A 15,266-nucleotide genomic window follows, 5' to 3' on the forward strand; every position below is an offset into this window, starting at 1 on the left:
CTTCTCGGGGAGGCCACGCCACGCCGCGGGGTGTGGCCGACGCCCGCCCGCGGACGACGGGGATCAGGGGCCGGTCTCGGGGTTGACCGTGACCGTGGGGCTGGCGGCGGGCTGCCCAAGCCGGGTCAGCGCGGTCCGGGCGAGGTCGACGATGCCCGGGCGCGCCGTCTCCGGCGTGTCGGAGGCGACGGTGACCGACAGGTCGCCGACCTTCCCACCGCCCAGCCTGATCGTCCAGACGGTGGCGTAGGTGAGACCGCCGACGCTGAGGGCGGTGCCGTACTTCGCCGCGTCGCCCAGGTCGGAGACCGGCTCGGTCGTGCTGGACTTGTACAGGCTGCCGGCGACCGAGGCGTCGAGCTCCTCGGCGGCGGTCTTGTTCTCGTCGGCGGAACGGACGTCGACGGTCAGCAGCCCGACCGGGACCGCTCCGTCGGTGAAGGCGCAGGTCAGCACGGTCTTGCCGGAACCGGTCGGCGACCCGCCCACCGGGGTCAGCGTCACCGACGCGCGGCCCGCGACCCGTTCGACCGACGACGCCTCGACCAGGCCACAGGCCGACGCCGGCATCGCGAACGGCCCTTCGCTCGTCGTCGTGGATCCACCAGGCGTGGGTCCGCTGGGCGTAGGTCCGCCGGGCGTGGCGGTCCCGGACGCGCCGGTCCCCACGCCGTCGGACGTGCCGCTGACGGCGTCGCAGCCCGCCATCGCGAACACGGCACACAGAGAGACGGCCGCGGCCGTCGCCGTTCGGGTCCACATACCGGGCCCCTTCGCCAGGATCAATCCGACCGGTGTGCGCGGAGGCGCCACCCTGACCCGGGTTGCCCGTTTGAGGCGTTCTATAACGTCTGCCCGCTTAACCTGGTCCGGAGGCGTCGGCGGAGTTCGCCCAGCAGCCGAAAGGCATATGCCGCCACTGGCTGTTGAGCGGACGGGCAGCTGACCGAGACCAGACCGTATTGGGAGAGATCCTGCATGCGCGAGTTGACCGGCCAGGGTGAGCAGGCGGTCGTGGATCTCGCCCGCCGGTACGGCGTGAGCACCGACGCGGTGCGCACGCTGCTGGAGGCGGTACGGCGGGGCAACGGCACCGGGGCACAGTTCTCCCATCCTGAGCTCGGCGGCAGCGGGCAGTGGATGGCCGGCGGCATGACGATGATCGGCGACATGTTCGACAACGGCCTGAAGGCCACGGTCAGCGGCCTCGCCGCGGAACTGTCGAACCTGCTCGCCTCGACGCCGGTGTACGCACCCGCGCCACCGCCGCCCGGCGCCGACGCGCGGCCCGGCGCGGTCCACCCGGCGAACCTGGACGACTGGTGGCCCGGTGACCTGGGGCGGCCCAGCTCCAGCGGCGGCCAGAACGACTCCCGGTACGCGGTCTTCCCGGCCGCGCGGCGGCTGGCCGTGCAGAGCGGAGACGGCCCGGTCCGGATCCACGACACCCTCGACCACCTCATCGGCGGAGTGCGACAGCAACAGGGCGCCGTGCCCGGGACGCTGTCCTTCTCCAGTCAGCACGGCACCTTCACCGTCGACAGCCTGCCCCTGGTGAGCACGGCACCCCCGGACCCGCGGCAGCACCCAGCCGCGCGGCAGGACCCGGTCCCCGCGCCCCAGCCCGCCTCGGAACCGCCCGACCTCGTCCGCCCGGCGGCCGCCCCGGTGTCGGTTCCTGGGTCGAGCCCCGACCCGGTCGCCAGCGCGCCCCGGCCCGCCCCCGCGGCGGGGGCCGCCGCGGGCGGCACGGACCCCGAGGTGGTCCTGGCGACCCTTGACCGGCTGGGCGACCTGCACCAGCGCGGCGTGCTCTCGGACGACGAGTTCGCCGCCAAGAAGGCCGAGCTGCTGGCCCGCCTGTAGGTCCTTTCCGGCGACGCCGAAGCCGGGGCCCTACGCCGGGGGGCGCGTCCAGCCGCCGACGACCAGAGTCTCGGTATCGCCGAGGTTGAGGTGAAGCGTCAGGATCACCGGCGCGGCGCCGGGCTGGGCCCGCACCCTGAGATACGGGATGCTGTTGGAGTCGTTGCGCCACTCGAAGGCCGAAAAGGCGCGCTCGCCCGGCTTCAGGACCAGCGGGCCGGCGGGTTCGTCGAATCCCGGTAGCGCCGGCACCCCGGATTGTGCCGGGATACCGCTCCCCTGCCGGATCTGGATTCCCTCGACGGGTGACCGGTCCTCGTCCAGCACCTCCAGGAGCGGGTAGCCGTCGAGGGAGTAGTCGCGCGTCCCGCAGTTCTCCAGGGATATCCGCTGCTCGCTTCGGCCCATGGCGGTGGTCCCGTCAGCGGCGGTGAGGCGGACGCCGGAGAGCGGGCACTCGCCGGGCGCGGGCGGCGCCTGGGCGGCGGGCACCCTGGTCACCCTGGCGACCCTGGCGTCGGTCACCGGGCACGAGCCGGGGCGCGGCGCCCCCGGCTGGACCGTGCCGTRCACGGTCGCGCCGGGGCCGACCGCGCGCACGGTCTCCTGCACGGTGTCCCCCCCGGTGAAGGCGAAATCAATCGTGTAGGTAAACGCCTCGGCGTCCTCGTTGGTGACCTCGTAGGTGGCCGAGATCGGCGGGCCGCCGGTGGGGAGAGGATCGGGAGTCCGGTCGTCGCCGGTGTAGGAGTCGGGGTCGGGGGGGCACTTGGGAATCCTGCCGGTGAAGACGGTCATCGAGGTGATCCGGACGCCGTCCACGGGCGGGTCGCTGACCGACCTCCGCGCCACGGTCATCCCCCCACGCCCGCACGCCGCGAGCAGCACAAGCACGGCAAGGGCCGAAAGAAGAGGGGCAGCTCTTCGCATGCGCCCATCCCACCAGATGCAGGTGCGCCAGTCGCCGCCGACGCCCCTTGCCGTACCCCGCCGGGTTTCCCGGAGTGACCGTGCGCGAGACCGTCAGGTCAGCGCTGGATTTCGCTCCGGTGTTCTTCGGACCCCGAGGCGCGAAGCGGCTTCAGTGAGGCTCGAGAGCGGATCCGTGTTCCGCGGCGGCGCGGGCCTGGGTACGGACACGCCGGCGCAACCAGGCCAGAGCCAGGGCTGAGAGCACGGCGCTGGCGGTGAGGTCGTAGCGGCCGCCGAGCCCGACGAGCGCGTCCAGCGCGATGAAGAAGCCGAGAATTCCGGTGACCACCGCGAGCCCGTCGCGTCCGAGTGGCCCCGTCGTGGCCCAGCGTCGCATGGTCAGGACGCCGATTCCGAGTGGCACCAGAACGACGGCGAGCCCGACCGGCCACGGCAGCCCCGTCGACGGGGCCGCGTAGATGAGCATGAAGTACGCACCGGTGCAGACGAACGCCGCGACGCCGAGCAGCCGCGTTCGAGGGCGGCGCGACGACGGGCGGGCCAGCCGTGGCGGCGGGCGCCGGGAGAGCCGCGCGGCCACCACGAGCAGGATGCCGACCGCGAGCGCCACCAGCGTCGGGCCGAGCGGTGGCCGGACGAACTCCTCGTACACGAGGAGCAGGGCGAGCAGCATCGCGACCCCGGCGATGACCAGGCCTCGCGGACGGACCCAGGCGCGGTCGCGGTCACCCGGGAACAGCCACGTGACGACGAGCACCGAGGAGCACACACTCACCGCGCTGTGGAAGGCGGTGAGCTGCGCGGCCACCAGCAGGTTCGTGTGCCAGACCTCGGCGTACCCATCGACCCCGGCGTCCTGGGCGTATCCGGGGTCGAACCAGAACCGGTCGACCAGTGCCTCCTCGTAGACGCCGTAGGCCGCGCCGAGCAGCGCGAGTCCGGGCAGGCCGAGTCCCCATCGATGCGCCATCTCGCGGCACAGCAACGCGCCGCAGCCGTAGAGCGCGGCGAAGAACGCGAGGTTCCACGGCAGGAGCAGCTCGATCGGAGGTGTCGCCGTCGACAGCACCTCTCCCAGGTACGGGGCTACCAACAGCAGCGCGAGGACGGGACGCCACGACATGCGCCCATCGTGGGCCCGACCCGGCGGCGCCCTCTACCGCCTTGGGTAGGCCCGGGCGTGACCAAAGTCGACCGGCGGCCGCGGCGCCGGCCGGTCCTGGTGCGCATGGCCGGGCCGGACCATGTGGGGCGGCGGCCACCCAGGGCAAATTCTTGACTGAGTTCAAATCTACTGGTCAAGCTACTCGCCATGACCAGAAGCAAGCTGAGCCTCGAAGAGCGCGTGCGACTGCTGGAGGACCGGGAGGAGATCCTGCAGAGCCTGGTCGACTACGGCGAGCTGCTCGACACCCGTGACCTCGACGCCTGGGCCGAGCTGTGGGCCGAGGACGGCGAGTTCGAGATGAGCACGGGCCGGACCGCGCGCGGACGAGCCGCGATCAAGGAGATGCTCGGTGCGGTGATGGCGAAGAACCCGCCGCCGGTGATCCACATGGAGATGAACCCGAGGATCACCGTCGACGGCGACACCGCCAGTTCCACGATGCTCTACGGCGTCGGCCGCACCCAGGAAGACGGGCTGACCCGCGTCGTCTGGTTCGGGCACCACCACAGCCGCCACGTACGCACCCCGGACGGCTGGAAGATCCAGTACCGCCGCAACACCGTGGACCTGCCGGAGACCGGCCACCCGTGAGGCCGGCCACCGCTGACGCGGGTCGGGCACTCCGCAGGGCAGGCCCCGCCCCCGCCGATGCTTCTCCGGCGCCGGTCGACCGAGAGCGTCCCGAGCACCCGGCCCGGGACGCCGCGGCGGCCGCGGCGGCTGGCGCTTTCAGAGGCCGCGGGCGGTGATGTCGCCCTGGGCGGTGGTGGCGTGGACGTCGAGTTCGATGGTGCCGTTGTTCTTGAGGGCGTTGCTGACGCGGCCGTGGCTGGTGGCGGCGTCCAGGGCGGCTGAGACGCCGGCGGCGGCGGTGATCGAGATGTCGCCGGACTGGGTGCGCAACCCGACCGTGCCGCGCACGGCCTCGGCGATCCGGATGTCGCCCCTCGTGGTGACGATCGCCAGCGCCCGGTCCAACGACCAGCTCGTCGAGACCGCCCGCCAGGGCGTCGCCGTCCTCGGCCCCGACACCCCCGCCGCGCTGCGCCTGGAGAACATCGCCCGTTTCCTCGACTTCATCAGCGAAAGCATCACCCGCGCCGCCGAACAGGCACGCCAGGTCCTCCACACCAGCCCCGAACAGCCCCGAACAGCCCCGAACAACGAGGTCCAGACCACGGTTGACCGGGGCTCGGCTTGCGGCGCTCCGCCGCGGATCTCGCTCAGGCGGGCTGGTGGCGCGGTGGAGACGCCGCGGCGGACCGGCGCAGGCCGGGGGCGGTGATTCCCACCAGGGCCACGGCGCCGACGCAGAGCAGGCCACCGGTGACCAGGGCGGCCGGGCCCGACGTGGCGTCCGCCATGAGGCCGCCGCGAAGGTTGCCGATGTCAGGGCCGGCCTGCCCGACGATCTGTTCGGCGGCACTGACGCGGCCGAGCAGATCGCTCGGGGTGTGCGTCTGGACGATCGTGCTCCTGGAGACCACGGCGACCGTGTCGGCCGCGCCGGCGAGGACCAGGAAGGCCAGCCCGATCCGCGGGTCGGATGCCAGGCCGAACAGGGTGATCGCCGCGCCCCACGCGGCGGATGCACCGAGCATGACCAGGCCGGGGTGGGCGAGCCGGGTGAAGGACCCGGAGAGCAGGGACGCGGCGACGCCCCCGACCGCGATCGCGCTGAGGAACAGGCCGAGAGAGCGCGGGTCGCCGCCGAACCGCTCGGCGTTGACCAGGGGGAACAGGCTGATCGGCATGGACAGCACGGTGGTGGCCAGGTCGGTGAGCAGGGCTCCGCGAATGACGGGAGCGCGCGCCAGGAAGACCAGGCCGTCGGCGACGCCCCGCGGGCCCGGCCGGGCGGGCTCGTCTCCGGGACTCAGCTGGGGCAGGCCGAACGCGCCGTGGAACGCGGCGGCGAAGGTGAGCGCGTCGATCAGATAGCAGGTGCCGACGCCGAAACGGCCCACGATCAGCCCGCCCAGCGCGGGGCCCGCGAGCATGGAGCCCTGGAAGGCGATCCGTCTCAGCGCCAGTCCGGCGGCCAGCTGGCTGGTCGGTAGCAGGTGCGGGATGAAGGTGCGGGAGGCCGGGCCGCTGCCGGCGGCGAAGCAGGACTGYGCCGCGACCAGTGCCAGCACCGCGCCGGTCGGAAGACGCCCGACGAGGCTCTGCGCGGCGAGCAGGAGAGAACACACGGCCTGACCGCTGGTCGTGGCGAGGTAGAACGTCCGCCGGTCCACGCGATCGACGAGCGATCCGGTGAACAGCCCGAGCGTGACGAGGGGAATCGCCTGGGCCAGGCCGACGGCGCCGGTCCACGCGGTGCTCCTCGTCGCCTCCCAGACCTGGAACATCACGCAGACGAGCGTCATCTGGCTGCCGAACCCGGAGAACGCCTGCCCGATCCACAGCCGCCGGAAGCGCGGCGCGCGCGCAGAGGAGTGACGTCCAGCAGCACGCCGCTCAGACCCACGCGGGGTCCTCCGCCAGCTTCTCGGCGATCCGGTCGCGGAAGCTTCTGCGCTCCAGGGCCCGCTCGATGTCGGCGACGGCCCGGCTCAGCGGATACGGGATCTCCGCCTCGATGTCGGCGAGGGCGGCCTCGGTGGCCCGCCATTCCGCCGCCAGGGCACCGACAACGCCGCGGGCCTTGTCGGTGAGCGTCACCTTCTTGCTGCGCCCGTCGTCGCCGGCGATGGTCTTGACCCAGCCGGCCGAGCGCATCGCGGCCACCTTCTGGCTGAGCGCCGAATGCGTCCGCCCGACCGACTCGGCCAGCTCCGTGATGGTCATCGGGCCGTATGCGTGCAGCCGCAGCAGCTCCATCACGAAGCTCGGCTTGAGCCCGTCGATCCGCGCCTCGGCGTAGATCCGGGCGATGTCCGCGTCCATCGACGCCTGGAGAAGCCGCAGGGGCCTCCAGAGGCCCTGCCGGGTGGGATCGAGCGGGTGATCCTCAGGCATCCCCGCATCGTAACAGTACTTATATAAGTGCTGTTACGACTGCCCTGGACCTTCAGCCGTCCACCCGTACTGACAGGCATCCCCTCCTTGACAGTTTTTATTGTCGGCGGCATGCTGAGGGCATGCTGGATGTGGCGGTGATCGAGGACGCGCGCGCGGCGGAGGCCTCGCTGGACCCGATGCGCGCGCGGCTGCTGGCGGCGCTGGCCGAACCGGGGTCCGCCACGACGCTGGCCGCGCGGACCGGGCTGACCAGGCAGAAGGTGAACTACCACCTGCGCGCGCTGGAGCAGCACGGCCTGGTCGAGCTCATCGAGGAGCGGCGCAAGGGCAACTGCACCGAACGGGTCCTGCGGGCGACCGCCGGCTCGTACGTCATCTCACCCAGCGCGCTGCCCGACGTCGCTCCCGACCCGGACCGCACCCGGGACCAGACGTCGGCCCGGTGGATGCTCGCCCTGGCGGCCCGGCTCATCCGGGAGGTGGGCGAGCTGCTCGCCGGCGCCACGGCGGCCCGCAAGCGGCTCGCGACCTTCGCGGTCGACAGCGAGATCCGCTTCGCCACGGCCGCCGACCGGGCCGCGTTCGCGGCGGAGCTGTCCGACGCCGTCACCGCCCTGGTCGCCAGGTACCACGACGAGGCCGCGCCCGGCGGACGCCCCCACCGTCTGATGATCGCCCTGCATCCCAGCCTGAAGGCCCCGAGCGCGACGAACGGGCCGGATCCCGCGTGACGACGACCAACCGCTCCAACCGCCAACCACCAGAGGAGAACCTGATGCGCACGCTGATCGTGACCGCCTTCGTGTCCGTCGACGGGGTCATGGAGGCACCGGGCGGGGAGTCCGACTACCGGAACACCGGCTGGACCTTCAAGGACATCGACTTCGACCCCGCCGCCTACGAGATCAAGGGCCGCGAACAGGAGGAGACCACCGCACTGCTGCTCGGACGGAACAGTTACGAGGCGTTCGCCCCCATCTGGCCGACGATGACCGAGTTCGCCGGCTACAACGCCATGCCGCGCTACGTCGTGTCCACCACCCTCGCCGAGGCCGACTCGCGGTGGCCGGCGACGATCCTGCGGTCCCTCGACGACGTGGCCGCGCTGAAGGAGACCGACGGCGGCCCGATCGCGGTGCACGGCAGCGCGGCCCTCGGGAAGAGCCTCGCCGACGCCGGGCTGGTCGACCGCTACCACCTGCTCGTCTTCCCCGTGCTGCTCGGCGCGGGAAAGCGGCTGTTCAGCGAGACCGACAAGGACAAGACGATGCTGAAGCTCGTCGAGTCCGAGGCCTACCCCAACGGCGTCCAGAAGCAGGTCCTCGACGTCGTGCGCTGATGGGTGTGTTTCAGAAATCAGTCAGCGGAGCCATTCGTTGACTGCGGCGACGCTGACTGTCGCTTCGCGGCGGACGGCCAGCTTGTCGTGGCAGGTGGCAACGGCACGGCGGYGGTTGAGCCCCGGCTGATCACGCACCCGACCGCATGTCGCCCAGGGTGACCGTAGCCAGACCGCCTGCGGGGAGGCGGCCGCGCAGCGGCATAGTGTCGGCTGTGCTCGACTGGTCTCACAACGCCTATTACCAGCGGCTGCTGCTGCGCCACCTGCCGCGGCCCTGCCAGCGGGTGCTCGATGTCGGCTGTGGCGCCGGAGAGTTCGCGGCCCGGCTCGCCCAGCACAGCGAGCAGGTCGACGCCGTCGACCGCTCCGCGCGGATGATCGAGGAGGCGAGGCGCCACACCCCCGGCAACGTCCACTGCGTTCTCGCGGATGTGCTGGCCGACCCGCTGCCGGGCAAGGACTACGACGCGATTCTCTCTATCACCGCCCTGCACCACATGCCGCTGCCGGACGCGCTTCCGGTGCTCGCGGCCGCCCTGCGGCCCGGCGGGATTCTCGCCGCCGTCGTCCTGCCCCGCATGGACCTGCGCCACGAATGGCACGTCGAATTCGTCGCGGCCGTCGCGCACCACCTGCTCGGCGCCGCGTTCCTCGTGAATGGCCTGCTACGGGGCAGCAGGCCATTCGTGAAGGAGCACCACACGCGTACGGGCATGCCCGTGGTCATGAACCCGCCGCTGACGACGCGCGAGGCTGCGCGCGAGGCCGCCGCCGTACTGCCCGGCGTACGAGTGCGGCGGCTCCTGTTCTGGCGTTACCTCCTGATCTGGGAGAAACCGATCGTCCACGACGTCCGCCCCGCCCCGTCGCGGCCGTCGCCGACCTCGTCGCCGACCGACTGATGTCACCGACGATGCTTCCGTGGAGGCGTCGGTCAGGCCTGTCAAGGCGGAAGTCCACCGGTGCGGCTCTTCCGGATGGGCTACGGTCGAGATCGTGACTTCTCTGGATCCGGAGGCCGCGCGGGCGGCGCTGCTGACGGAGACCGATCTGCTGGCCGATCTCTATCGCAGCTCCGATCCCACCACGCCCGTCCCGACCTGCCCGGGCTGGACCCTGGCCCATCTGGTCGCCCACGTCGGCGGCGCGCATCGCTGGACCGCGACGATGGTGACGCGCCGCAGCACCGAGAACGTCGACTTCGCCGAGGTCCCGGACGTGCGGCGGCCACGCGATCAGCAGGCCGCGGTCGAGTGGTTGCGCGACAGCGCCCGGCAGATCATCGCCGCGGTCGGCGCGACCGGTTCCGAGGTACCGGTGTGGACCCCGTTCGGAGCGCCGCGACCGGCGGAATGGTGGATCCGGCGCCGGCTGCACGAGGCCACCGGGCACCGCGCCGACGCGCTGCTGGCGCTCGGCCGCGAGGTGGTCATGGCACCCGCGATCGCCGCCGACGGCCTGTCCGAACTGCTGGACCTGATCGCGACCGGATCGCCATGGTTCGCGACACCGCTGGAGGACGGCAACACCCTGGCATTGGCCTCGACTGACAGCGCCGCGATCTGGTCCGTCGCCCGCAGCGGCGACACGGTCGCGTGGACCGGGGTACCCACGGAGGCCACGGTGACCGTCTCCGGTGCCGCGGTCGATCTGTATCTGCTGGCGCTACGCCGGATATCCGCCGCCGACGCCCGGCTGACGATCTCCGGCGATCCGAAGGTACTCGGCACCTGGCTGGACCGCACCGCCTTCTGACACCGAGCCGCGGCAAGACCGAGCCAGGACGGCCTGGCCGCCCGCCGGTGCCCCGCGAGGTCCAAGAGCGCCCGCCCGCGTACCTGCCGCCGCGGTGCCGCCCACACCGGACACGTCCTGGAAAACGTGTGCTGGGAGCAGGAACCGCGGGGCACAACGAGTTCGACGTCCTCACCCCGCGCTGACGTGGAGCCTCCTCATCCGCCACCACATGCACCTCATGCCATGATCAGGATGTGGCGGACCGATTCGACGACCTGGTTGCCGAGGCCGAGACGGCGCCGGTGGACGGCTGGGACTTCTCCTGGCTGGACGGTCGGGCCAGCGAGCAGCGTCCGTCCTGGGGCTACGCGCGGGCGATGGGCGAGCGGATGGCCCACGCCACGGCCGGGTTGGACATCCAGACCGGCGGCGGGGAGGTTCTCGCCGGCGCGCCCCGGTTGGCGGTAAGGACCGTGGTGACAGAGTCCTGGCCGCCGAACCTCGCGCGAGCCGCCGCGCTGCTGCGGCCCCGCGGGGTCGCGGTCGTGGCCGCGGACGACAGCAGGGTGCTGCCTTTCGCCGACGACACGTTCGATCTCGTCGTCAGCCGCCATCCCGTGGCCACCTGCTGGGACGAGATCGGCCGGGTGCTGACACCGGGAGACACCTACTTCTCCCAGCAGGTCGGCCCGGCGAGCGTCTTCGAACTGGTCGAGTTCTTCCTCGGGCCCCAGCCCGCCGAGACGCGCCGCCGACGCCATCCCGACCACGCCAGGGCAGCCGCCGAAGCCGCCGGGCCGCGGGTCGTCGATCTGCGGATGGAGACCCTGGACACCGAGTTCCGCGACATCGGCGCGATGATCTACTTCCTCCGGAAGGTGATCTGGATCGTGCCTGGCTTCACCGTCGCCGGCCACCGTCCGCGGCTGGAGGCCCTGCACGACCGCATCCGCGCCGACGGGCCCTTCAGGGCACACACCACACGGTTCCTCATCGAGGCGCGCAAGCCCGCCTGACCTGTGGACGCGGATTCTCCAGCCCGGCTCCTCTACCGCGGCGGACGTGTCCAGGCGCGGACGCGTGGCGGGTGTGGACCAGCATCCACCGCCCGCTGGCATGGCCATCTCCGCCATGCCAGCGGGCGGTGGATGTCCGACGAGAACGCCGACCACTCCCGGCTCCTGGCTGACAGTGCCGCGGATCGGCTCGCCATCCCGCCGCGTACAGGCGGGATGGCGAGCGCTCAGGCGAAATCAGCCGGCGGGCCTGCCGAACCAGCGGGAGAGGTGGCCGTCCAGGTCCTGCTGATCATCGCCGATCCAGGCGACGTGGCCGTCGGGGCGTAGCAGGACGCACGGAACATCGAGCACCGCGGTGGGATCCGCGAGGTAGTCGACCCGGTCTGACCAGCCGCCGACGGTCAGGCGTTCGGTGCGGTCCAGCAGCAGGCCGCGGCCGCGATGCAGCAGACCATAGAGGTGGCCCTGTTTCACGTCGATGTCGCGCAGGCGGCGGCCGAGCAGGTCGGGGCCCGCGCCGAAGTCGTAGCGGATGTCGACCGCGGTGATCTTCTCGATCAGATAGCGGTTCACCTCGTTGAAGTCCATCAGCTCGGTGAGCAGCCTGCGCACGGCCCGCGGGCCCGGTTCGGTGGACAGCAGCTCCATCTGGGCGCGGGTGTTGTCCAGCACGTCCTCGGCGACCGGATGACGTTCTGCCTGGTACGTGTCCAGCAGCGTCTCCGGCGCCCAGCCGCGGATCTGCGCGGCCAGTTTCCAGCCGAGGTTGAAGGCGTCCTGAACGCCCAGGTTGAGGCCCTGCCCGCCGGTGGGTGGGTGAATGTGTGCCGCGTCGCCGGCCAGCAGCACCCGCCCGACCCGATAACGTTCGGCCAGCCGGGTGGCATCCCCGAAGCGGGACAACCAGCGCGGGGAGTGCACACCGAAATCAGTTCCGGCGATGGCGCGCAGCTGTTGCCTGAAGTCCTCCAGGGTGGGTGGTCCCGCGCGATCGCTGACTCCCGCGACGGGGACTATCACCTGGTAGGCCCTCTCGCCGAACGGCCGGAGACTGAATCGCCTGTTGGTCTCGCCGATTTCGGTCACCCTGGCGGCGATCTCCTCCCGCGGCACTCCCACCTCCATCTCGCCCATCAGCGTCTCGGTCCGCGAGGGGTCGCCGGGGAAGCCGACGCCGAGCAGTCCGCGCACCGTACTGCGCGCGCCGTCACAGCCGACGAGGTAGCGCGAACGCAGCTGTTCCCCGCCTGCCAGCTCGACGGTCACGCCCTCGTCGTCCTGCTCGAACGCGGCCACCGCGCAGCCGCGCCGGACCTGCGCGCCCAGTCCGATCGCATGCTCTCCGAGCAGGTGATCGATGACCGGCTGCTGGATGCCCAGAAAATAGGCGTGCGCGGAATCCAGACCCTTGGGAACGGGTTTGTTGATGGCGGCGAAGAAGCCACTGGCCGGACGCCGTCTTCCGTGTTCGAGAATGCGATCCAGCAGTCCGCGCATCGCCATCAGCTCGATGCTGCGAATATGCAGACCGACTATGCGGACGAACGAGACGGGCTCGGTTTCCTTCTCCAGGACGAGTACCCGCACATCGTGCAGCCGCAGTTCCGCGGCCAGCATCGCGCCAGTCGGCCCGCACCCGGCGATGATCACGTCGAACACGAGGGGCGCACGATCGGCCCGGGAAACCGACGACCCGAGCTCGGGGGCGTCGCCCACGGTGAGGTCGCGCTGCGCCGTGCCGTTCGACGACGGCTCGGCGGTGAACTGTGGAGCGTCCATAGGTGTTGCCTTTCGGGAGTGCCCTGTTGGCAAGGCGCTCCCGGCGACGCCTACATCAATCGCCCGACTGTGACGGGAGGGGGAGCACCCACATCGATACAGCGTTCATGGGTCTCACCTCCCCGGGCGGTGTCACGGTCCACCGCAAGCTACAAGCCGAGCCTCGTCCCGTCCAACCCATTCCCAGCCACATGATCACGACCTCACGCGGGCCCGTTCTGGGGTGGGTAGTCGAGGTACGGAAAGTGCCACTGAAATTGATCTTGCCGCCGTGGGGCGACGTCGTCGGCGCTTCGAACCGGCGGGGAACGGCGCCCGCCCGCGGGGGGGTCGCCGTAGTACTCGCGAAATATCGGGCGTATATGGCTCAGTAGGCTCCTGGCCTGGGGATCTTCAAGCTCTAGCGGGAGGTACTTGTGGCCGTCGAGGTGGTCACGGACGAGGTGTTGGAGGGGCTCCGGGGGTTCCCGGAGATCGGCCGGGAGGAGCTGTTCCGGTTCTTCACGTTGACCTCATCTGACCTGGCGTTCATCGATCCGGGCCGGGGGCGAGGGCCAACGGACCGGCTGGGGCTTGCGGTCACCCTGTGCACCTTGCCGTGGCTGGGGTTCGTGCCGGACGACGTGACGTCGGCACCGCGGGCGGCGGTGGTACGGCTGGCCGAGCAGTGCGGCGTCGACCCGGACGTGATCGGCTCATACGGACGACGGGCCAAAACACGCACGAATCATCTCCGGCTGGTGGCGCAGTACCTGGGCTGGCGGGTACCGGCGGCGCTGGACCTCAAGGATCTGGACGAGTTCCTGCTGGCGCGGGCGATGGAGCACGACTCGCCAACGTTGCTGTTTCGGCTGGCATGCGAGTACCTGATCTCGGCGAAGGTGATCCGGCCGGGGCCGGTGACGGTGGTGAAGCGCGTCGCGCATGCCCGCGAGGTCGCGCGGCAGGAGACGTCCGACCGGCTGGCGCACGAGTTCACCGACGAGCGCTGCGCTGGACTGGACGGGGGTCGAGGAGGACTCGTACCGCCGTTGGCGATAGCGATGATCAAGGGTTCTTGCGCCAGGGAGCTTCTGGGTCGGCAAGGGTGTCGAGGACGAGCTGGCACCAGGTCAGGGCTGCGTTGACCGCGAGATGGGCGTGACGGGGACGCAGGCCGGCGCGGGTGGCGGCCGGGCCGTGGCCGGTGCCGTAGCCACGGTTACGGAGCTCGGCGACGCCGACCGCGACTCCGGAGACCGCGCCGAGGATCTTCTTCACCGCGTCGCTGCCGTCAGGTCCGGGAGCGGCAGCCGACGGGTGCAGGCCGAGGGCCTGTTGGGCCTGGCGGATGAGCGCGGGGACGTCGGCCTTCTCGTCGACGGGGAGACCGCGTTCGGTCAGGACGACCTTCGCGGTGCTCTCGATGAGTTCCTTCGCACTGCCGATCGCGAGCGCCGGGTCGTCGATGACCGCCCGGCTGATCCGGTCAAGGTGCTCGCGGATGGCGGAGGGGTCCTTCAGGTTCGCGAGCGAGTCGACGGTGAAACGGGGGCCCGCGGGGGCTATGTGGCCGGTGTCCTGGTCGACGAGGTACCCGTCGCGGCGTAGGGAGTTGACGAACTGGTCGGTGTAGGGGGCTTCGAAGCCGTAGACCAGAGTCTCGAAGACCCGGAGTACGCGTAGGACCTGGTTCGGATCGGTCCAGGTGACGGATTCGAAGTACTCCTGGGTTCGGGTGCGCCGAACGCTGCTGTCCGTGTAGGAGCAGGTGGTGCTCGGGGCGAAGCCCTCGTCCTGGAACGCCCGGTCGATCTGGCCGTAGGTGCTGTCCGTCATGAGCTCGCGGAACAGGCGGCGGGTGGTTCGGCTGATCAGTTCGGTGGTCACGCTGGTGTCCTGGTCCGGGTGCTGGTCTTGTCGAGGTGGCCGTAGACGGTGGTGCGCGGGACGCCGAGCATGGCGGCGATCTGGGCGACGGTGTGTTGGCCGCCGTCGTAGAGCTGCTGGGCGAGTGCGGCCTGGTCGGCGGTGAGTCGCGGTCGGCGGCCGCCGGCGCGGCCGCGGGCGCGGGCGGCGGCGAGGCCGTCGTGGGTGTTGGCGACGATGAGCTCGCGCTGGTACTCGGCGAGCACCGAGAGCATGCCGAACATGGCGCGGCCTTCGGCGGTGGTGGTGTCGATGCCCTGTTCGACGACGTGCAGGCCGACCTGGCGCTCGCGAAGTTCGGCGCCGAGGGTGACGAGGTGCAGCAGGGAGCGGCCGAGCCGGTCGAGGCGGGTGACCTTGAGTGTGTCGTCGGCGCGCAGCAGCTGCATGACGAGGTCGAACTTCGGCCGGGAGGCCTTCGCACCGCTGGCGATGTCGACATGGATGTCGCGTTCGACGACGCCGGCGCGCAGCAGCGCGTCGACCTGGTGGTCGGGGTTCTGGTCCGCGGTCGAGACCCGCGCGTAGCCGATCAACACGGCGTCGA

General features: G+C 71.2%; 18 protein-coding genes. 9 read left to right on the top strand and 9 right to left on the bottom strand.

The features are described 5' to 3' along the window. Nucleotides 1–63: 63 nt before the first annotated feature. Entirely contained in the window at nucleotides 64–762 is a 699-nt protein-coding gene (locus tag BL253_RS03570) for a hypothetical protein (RefSeq protein ID WP_076813518.1), read from the bottom strand. Nucleotides 763–978: 216 nt separating this feature from the next. Here BL253_RS03570 and BL253_RS03575 point away from each other — a divergent pair, with 216 nt between their 5' ends. Next, complete coding sequence (locus tag BL253_RS03575; RefSeq protein ID WP_076813519.1) at nucleotides 979–1,866, top strand: SHOCT domain-containing protein; 888 nt, start codon at nucleotides 979–981, stop codon at nucleotides 1,864–1,866. A 30-nt stretch (nucleotides 1,867–1,896) separates the two neighbouring features. Here the strand turns inward: BL253_RS03575 and BL253_RS03580 are convergent, their stop codons facing one another. Then, on the bottom strand, nucleotides 1,897–2,724 hold the full coding sequence (locus BL253_RS03580) for a DUF4232 domain-containing protein (RefSeq protein ID WP_241834487.1): 828 nt from the start codon (nucleotides 2,722–2,724) through the stop codon (nucleotides 1,897–1,899). Nucleotides 2,725–2,947: 223 nt separating this feature from the next. Then, nucleotides 2,948–3,922, bottom strand: a complete 975-nt coding sequence (locus tag BL253_RS03585; protein WP_076813523.1) for a hypothetical protein — start codon at nucleotides 3,920–3,922, stop codon at nucleotides 2,948–2,950. A 189-nt stretch (nucleotides 3,923–4,111) separates the two neighbouring features. On the opposite strand from BL253_RS03585, the gene BL253_RS03590 reads away from it, so the two are divergent. Beyond that, nucleotides 4,112–4,558 (top strand): nuclear transport factor 2 family protein, encoded by a 447-nt coding sequence (locus tag BL253_RS03590; RefSeq protein WP_076813524.1) that lies wholly within the window; start codon nucleotides 4,112–4,114, stop codon nucleotides 4,556–4,558. A 138-nt stretch (nucleotides 4,559–4,696) separates the two neighbouring features. On the opposite strand, the gene BL253_RS03595 is transcribed toward BL253_RS03590, so the two are convergent. Continuing rightward, nucleotides 4,697–4,945, bottom strand: a complete 249-nt coding sequence (locus tag BL253_RS03595; protein ID WP_241834488.1) for a DUF4097 family beta strand repeat-containing protein — start codon at nucleotides 4,943–4,945, stop codon at nucleotides 4,697–4,699. Here BL253_RS03595 and BL253_RS43410 point away from each other — a divergent pair. Then, on the top strand, nucleotides 4,920–5,252 hold the full coding sequence (locus BL253_RS43410; RefSeq protein ID WP_241834489.1) for a hypothetical protein: 333 nt from the start codon (nucleotides 4,920–4,922) through the stop codon (nucleotides 5,250–5,252). The genes BL253_RS03595 and BL253_RS43410 overlap by 26 nt on opposite strands. Here BL253_RS43410 and BL253_RS03605 read toward each other — a convergent pair. After that, nucleotides 5,191–6,339: an MFS transporter gene (locus BL253_RS03605; RefSeq protein ID WP_241834490.1), complete on the bottom strand. Its 1,149-nt coding sequence runs from the start codon at nucleotides 6,337–6,339 to the stop codon at nucleotides 5,191–5,193. The genes BL253_RS43410 and BL253_RS03605 overlap by 62 nt on opposite strands. Nucleotides 6,340–6,430: 91 nt before the next feature. Next, nucleotides 6,431–6,931, bottom strand: a complete 501-nt coding sequence (locus tag BL253_RS03610) for a MarR family winged helix-turn-helix transcriptional regulator (RefSeq protein WP_076813526.1) — start codon at nucleotides 6,929–6,931, stop codon at nucleotides 6,431–6,433. Nucleotides 6,932–7,053: 122 nt separating this feature from the next. Here BL253_RS03610 and BL253_RS03615 point away from each other — a divergent pair, with 122 nt between their 5' ends. From BL253_RS03615 to BL253_RS03640, 5 genes are all read left to right on the top strand, one after another. After that, the gene (locus tag BL253_RS03615) at nucleotides 7,054–7,665 is read left to right on the top strand and encodes an ArsR/SmtB family transcription factor (RefSeq protein ID WP_076813528.1); all 612 of its coding nucleotides are present in this window, start codon (nucleotides 7,054–7,056) and stop codon (nucleotides 7,663–7,665) included. A 44-nt stretch (nucleotides 7,666–7,709) separates the two neighbouring features. Then, a complete protein-coding gene (locus BL253_RS03620; protein WP_076813756.1) occupies nucleotides 7,710–8,273 on the top strand; it encodes a dihydrofolate reductase family protein in 564 nt (187 codons plus the stop codon). Nucleotides 8,274–8,488: 215 nt separating this feature from the next. Continuing rightward, complete coding sequence (locus tag BL253_RS03630; RefSeq protein WP_076813529.1) at nucleotides 8,489–9,178, top strand: class I SAM-dependent methyltransferase; 690 nt, start codon at nucleotides 8,489–8,491, stop codon at nucleotides 9,176–9,178. Nucleotides 9,179–9,272: 94 nt separating this feature from the next. After that, on the top strand, nucleotides 9,273–10,031 hold the full coding sequence (locus BL253_RS03635; protein ID WP_241834492.1) for a maleylpyruvate isomerase family mycothiol-dependent enzyme: 759 nt from the start codon (nucleotides 9,273–9,275) through the stop codon (nucleotides 10,029–10,031). Nucleotides 10,032–10,267: 236 nt separating this feature from the next. Then, nucleotides 10,268–11,029, top strand: coding sequence for a class I SAM-dependent methyltransferase (locus tag BL253_RS03640; protein WP_076813531.1), 762 nt, complete (start codon nucleotides 10,268–10,270; stop codon nucleotides 11,027–11,029). A 237-nt stretch (nucleotides 11,030–11,266) separates the two neighbouring features. Here the strand turns inward: BL253_RS03640 and rox are convergent, their stop codons facing one another. Then, complete coding sequence (gene rox, locus BL253_RS03645) at nucleotides 11,267–12,811, bottom strand: rifampin monooxygenase (RefSeq protein ID WP_076813533.1); 1,545 nt, start codon at nucleotides 12,809–12,811, stop codon at nucleotides 11,267–11,269. A 416-nt stretch (nucleotides 12,812–13,227) separates the two neighbouring features. On the opposite strand from rox, the gene BL253_RS43415 reads away from it, so the two are divergent. Beyond that, nucleotides 13,228–13,938, top strand: coding sequence for a DUF4158 domain-containing protein (locus BL253_RS43415; RefSeq protein WP_241834493.1), 711 nt, complete (start codon nucleotides 13,228–13,230; stop codon nucleotides 13,936–13,938). Here the strand turns inward: BL253_RS43415 and BL253_RS03655 are convergent. Then, on the bottom strand, nucleotides 13,859–14,680 hold the full coding sequence (locus BL253_RS03655; RefSeq protein WP_198946141.1) for an abortive infection family protein: 822 nt from the start codon (nucleotides 14,678–14,680) through the stop codon (nucleotides 13,859–13,861). The two genes, BL253_RS43415 and BL253_RS03655, sit on opposite strands and share 80 nt — an antisense overlap. Further along, nucleotides 14,677–15,258 carry a recombinase family protein gene (locus BL253_RS03660; protein ID WP_076813535.1) on the bottom strand — a complete coding sequence of 194 codons (582 nt, stop codon included), beginning with the start codon at nucleotides 15,256–15,258 and terminating at the stop codon, nucleotides 14,677–14,679. Before BL253_RS03660 ends, BL253_RS03655 begins: the two co-directional genes overlap by 4 nt. Nucleotides 15,259–15,266 lie beyond the last annotated feature (8 nt).

This window comes from Pseudofrankia asymbiotica, assembly GCF_001983105.1.
Classification (GTDB): Bacteria; Actinomycetota; Actinomycetes; order Frankiales; family Frankiaceae; genus Pseudofrankia; species Pseudofrankia asymbiotica.

Bases quoted from the DNA above. Each gene is read 5' to 3' on its own strand.
- BL253_RS03590 (WP_076813524.1), top strand. From the start codon at position 4,112: ATGACCAGAAGCAAGCTGAGCCTCGAAGAGCGCGTGCGACTGCTGGAG.
- BL253_RS03615 (WP_076813528.1), top strand. From the start codon at position 7,054: ATGCTGGATGTGGCGGTGATCGAGGACGCGCGCGCGGCGGAGGCCTCG.
- BL253_RS03575 (WP_076813519.1), top strand. From the start codon at position 979: ATGCGCGAGTTGACCGGCCAGGGTGAGCAGGCGGTCGTGGATCTCGCC.
- BL253_RS03610 (WP_076813526.1), bottom strand. From the start codon at position 6,931: ATGCCTGAGGATCACCCGCTCGATCCCACCCGGCAGGGCCTCTGGAGG.
- BL253_RS03620 (WP_076813756.1), top strand. From the start codon at position 7,710: ATGCGCACGCTGATCGTGACCGCCTTCGTGTCCGTCGACGGGGTCATG.
- BL253_RS03570 (WP_076813518.1), bottom strand. From the start codon at position 762: ATGTGGACCCGAACGGCGACGGCCGCGGCCGTCTCTCTGTGTGCCGTG.
- rox (WP_076813533.1), bottom strand. From the start codon at position 12,811: ATGGACGCTCCACAGTTCACCGCCGAGCCGTCGTCGAACGGCACGGCG.
- BL253_RS03585 (WP_076813523.1), bottom strand. From the start codon at position 3,922: ATGTCGTGGCGTCCCGTCCTCGCGCTGCTGTTGGTAGCCCCGTACCTG.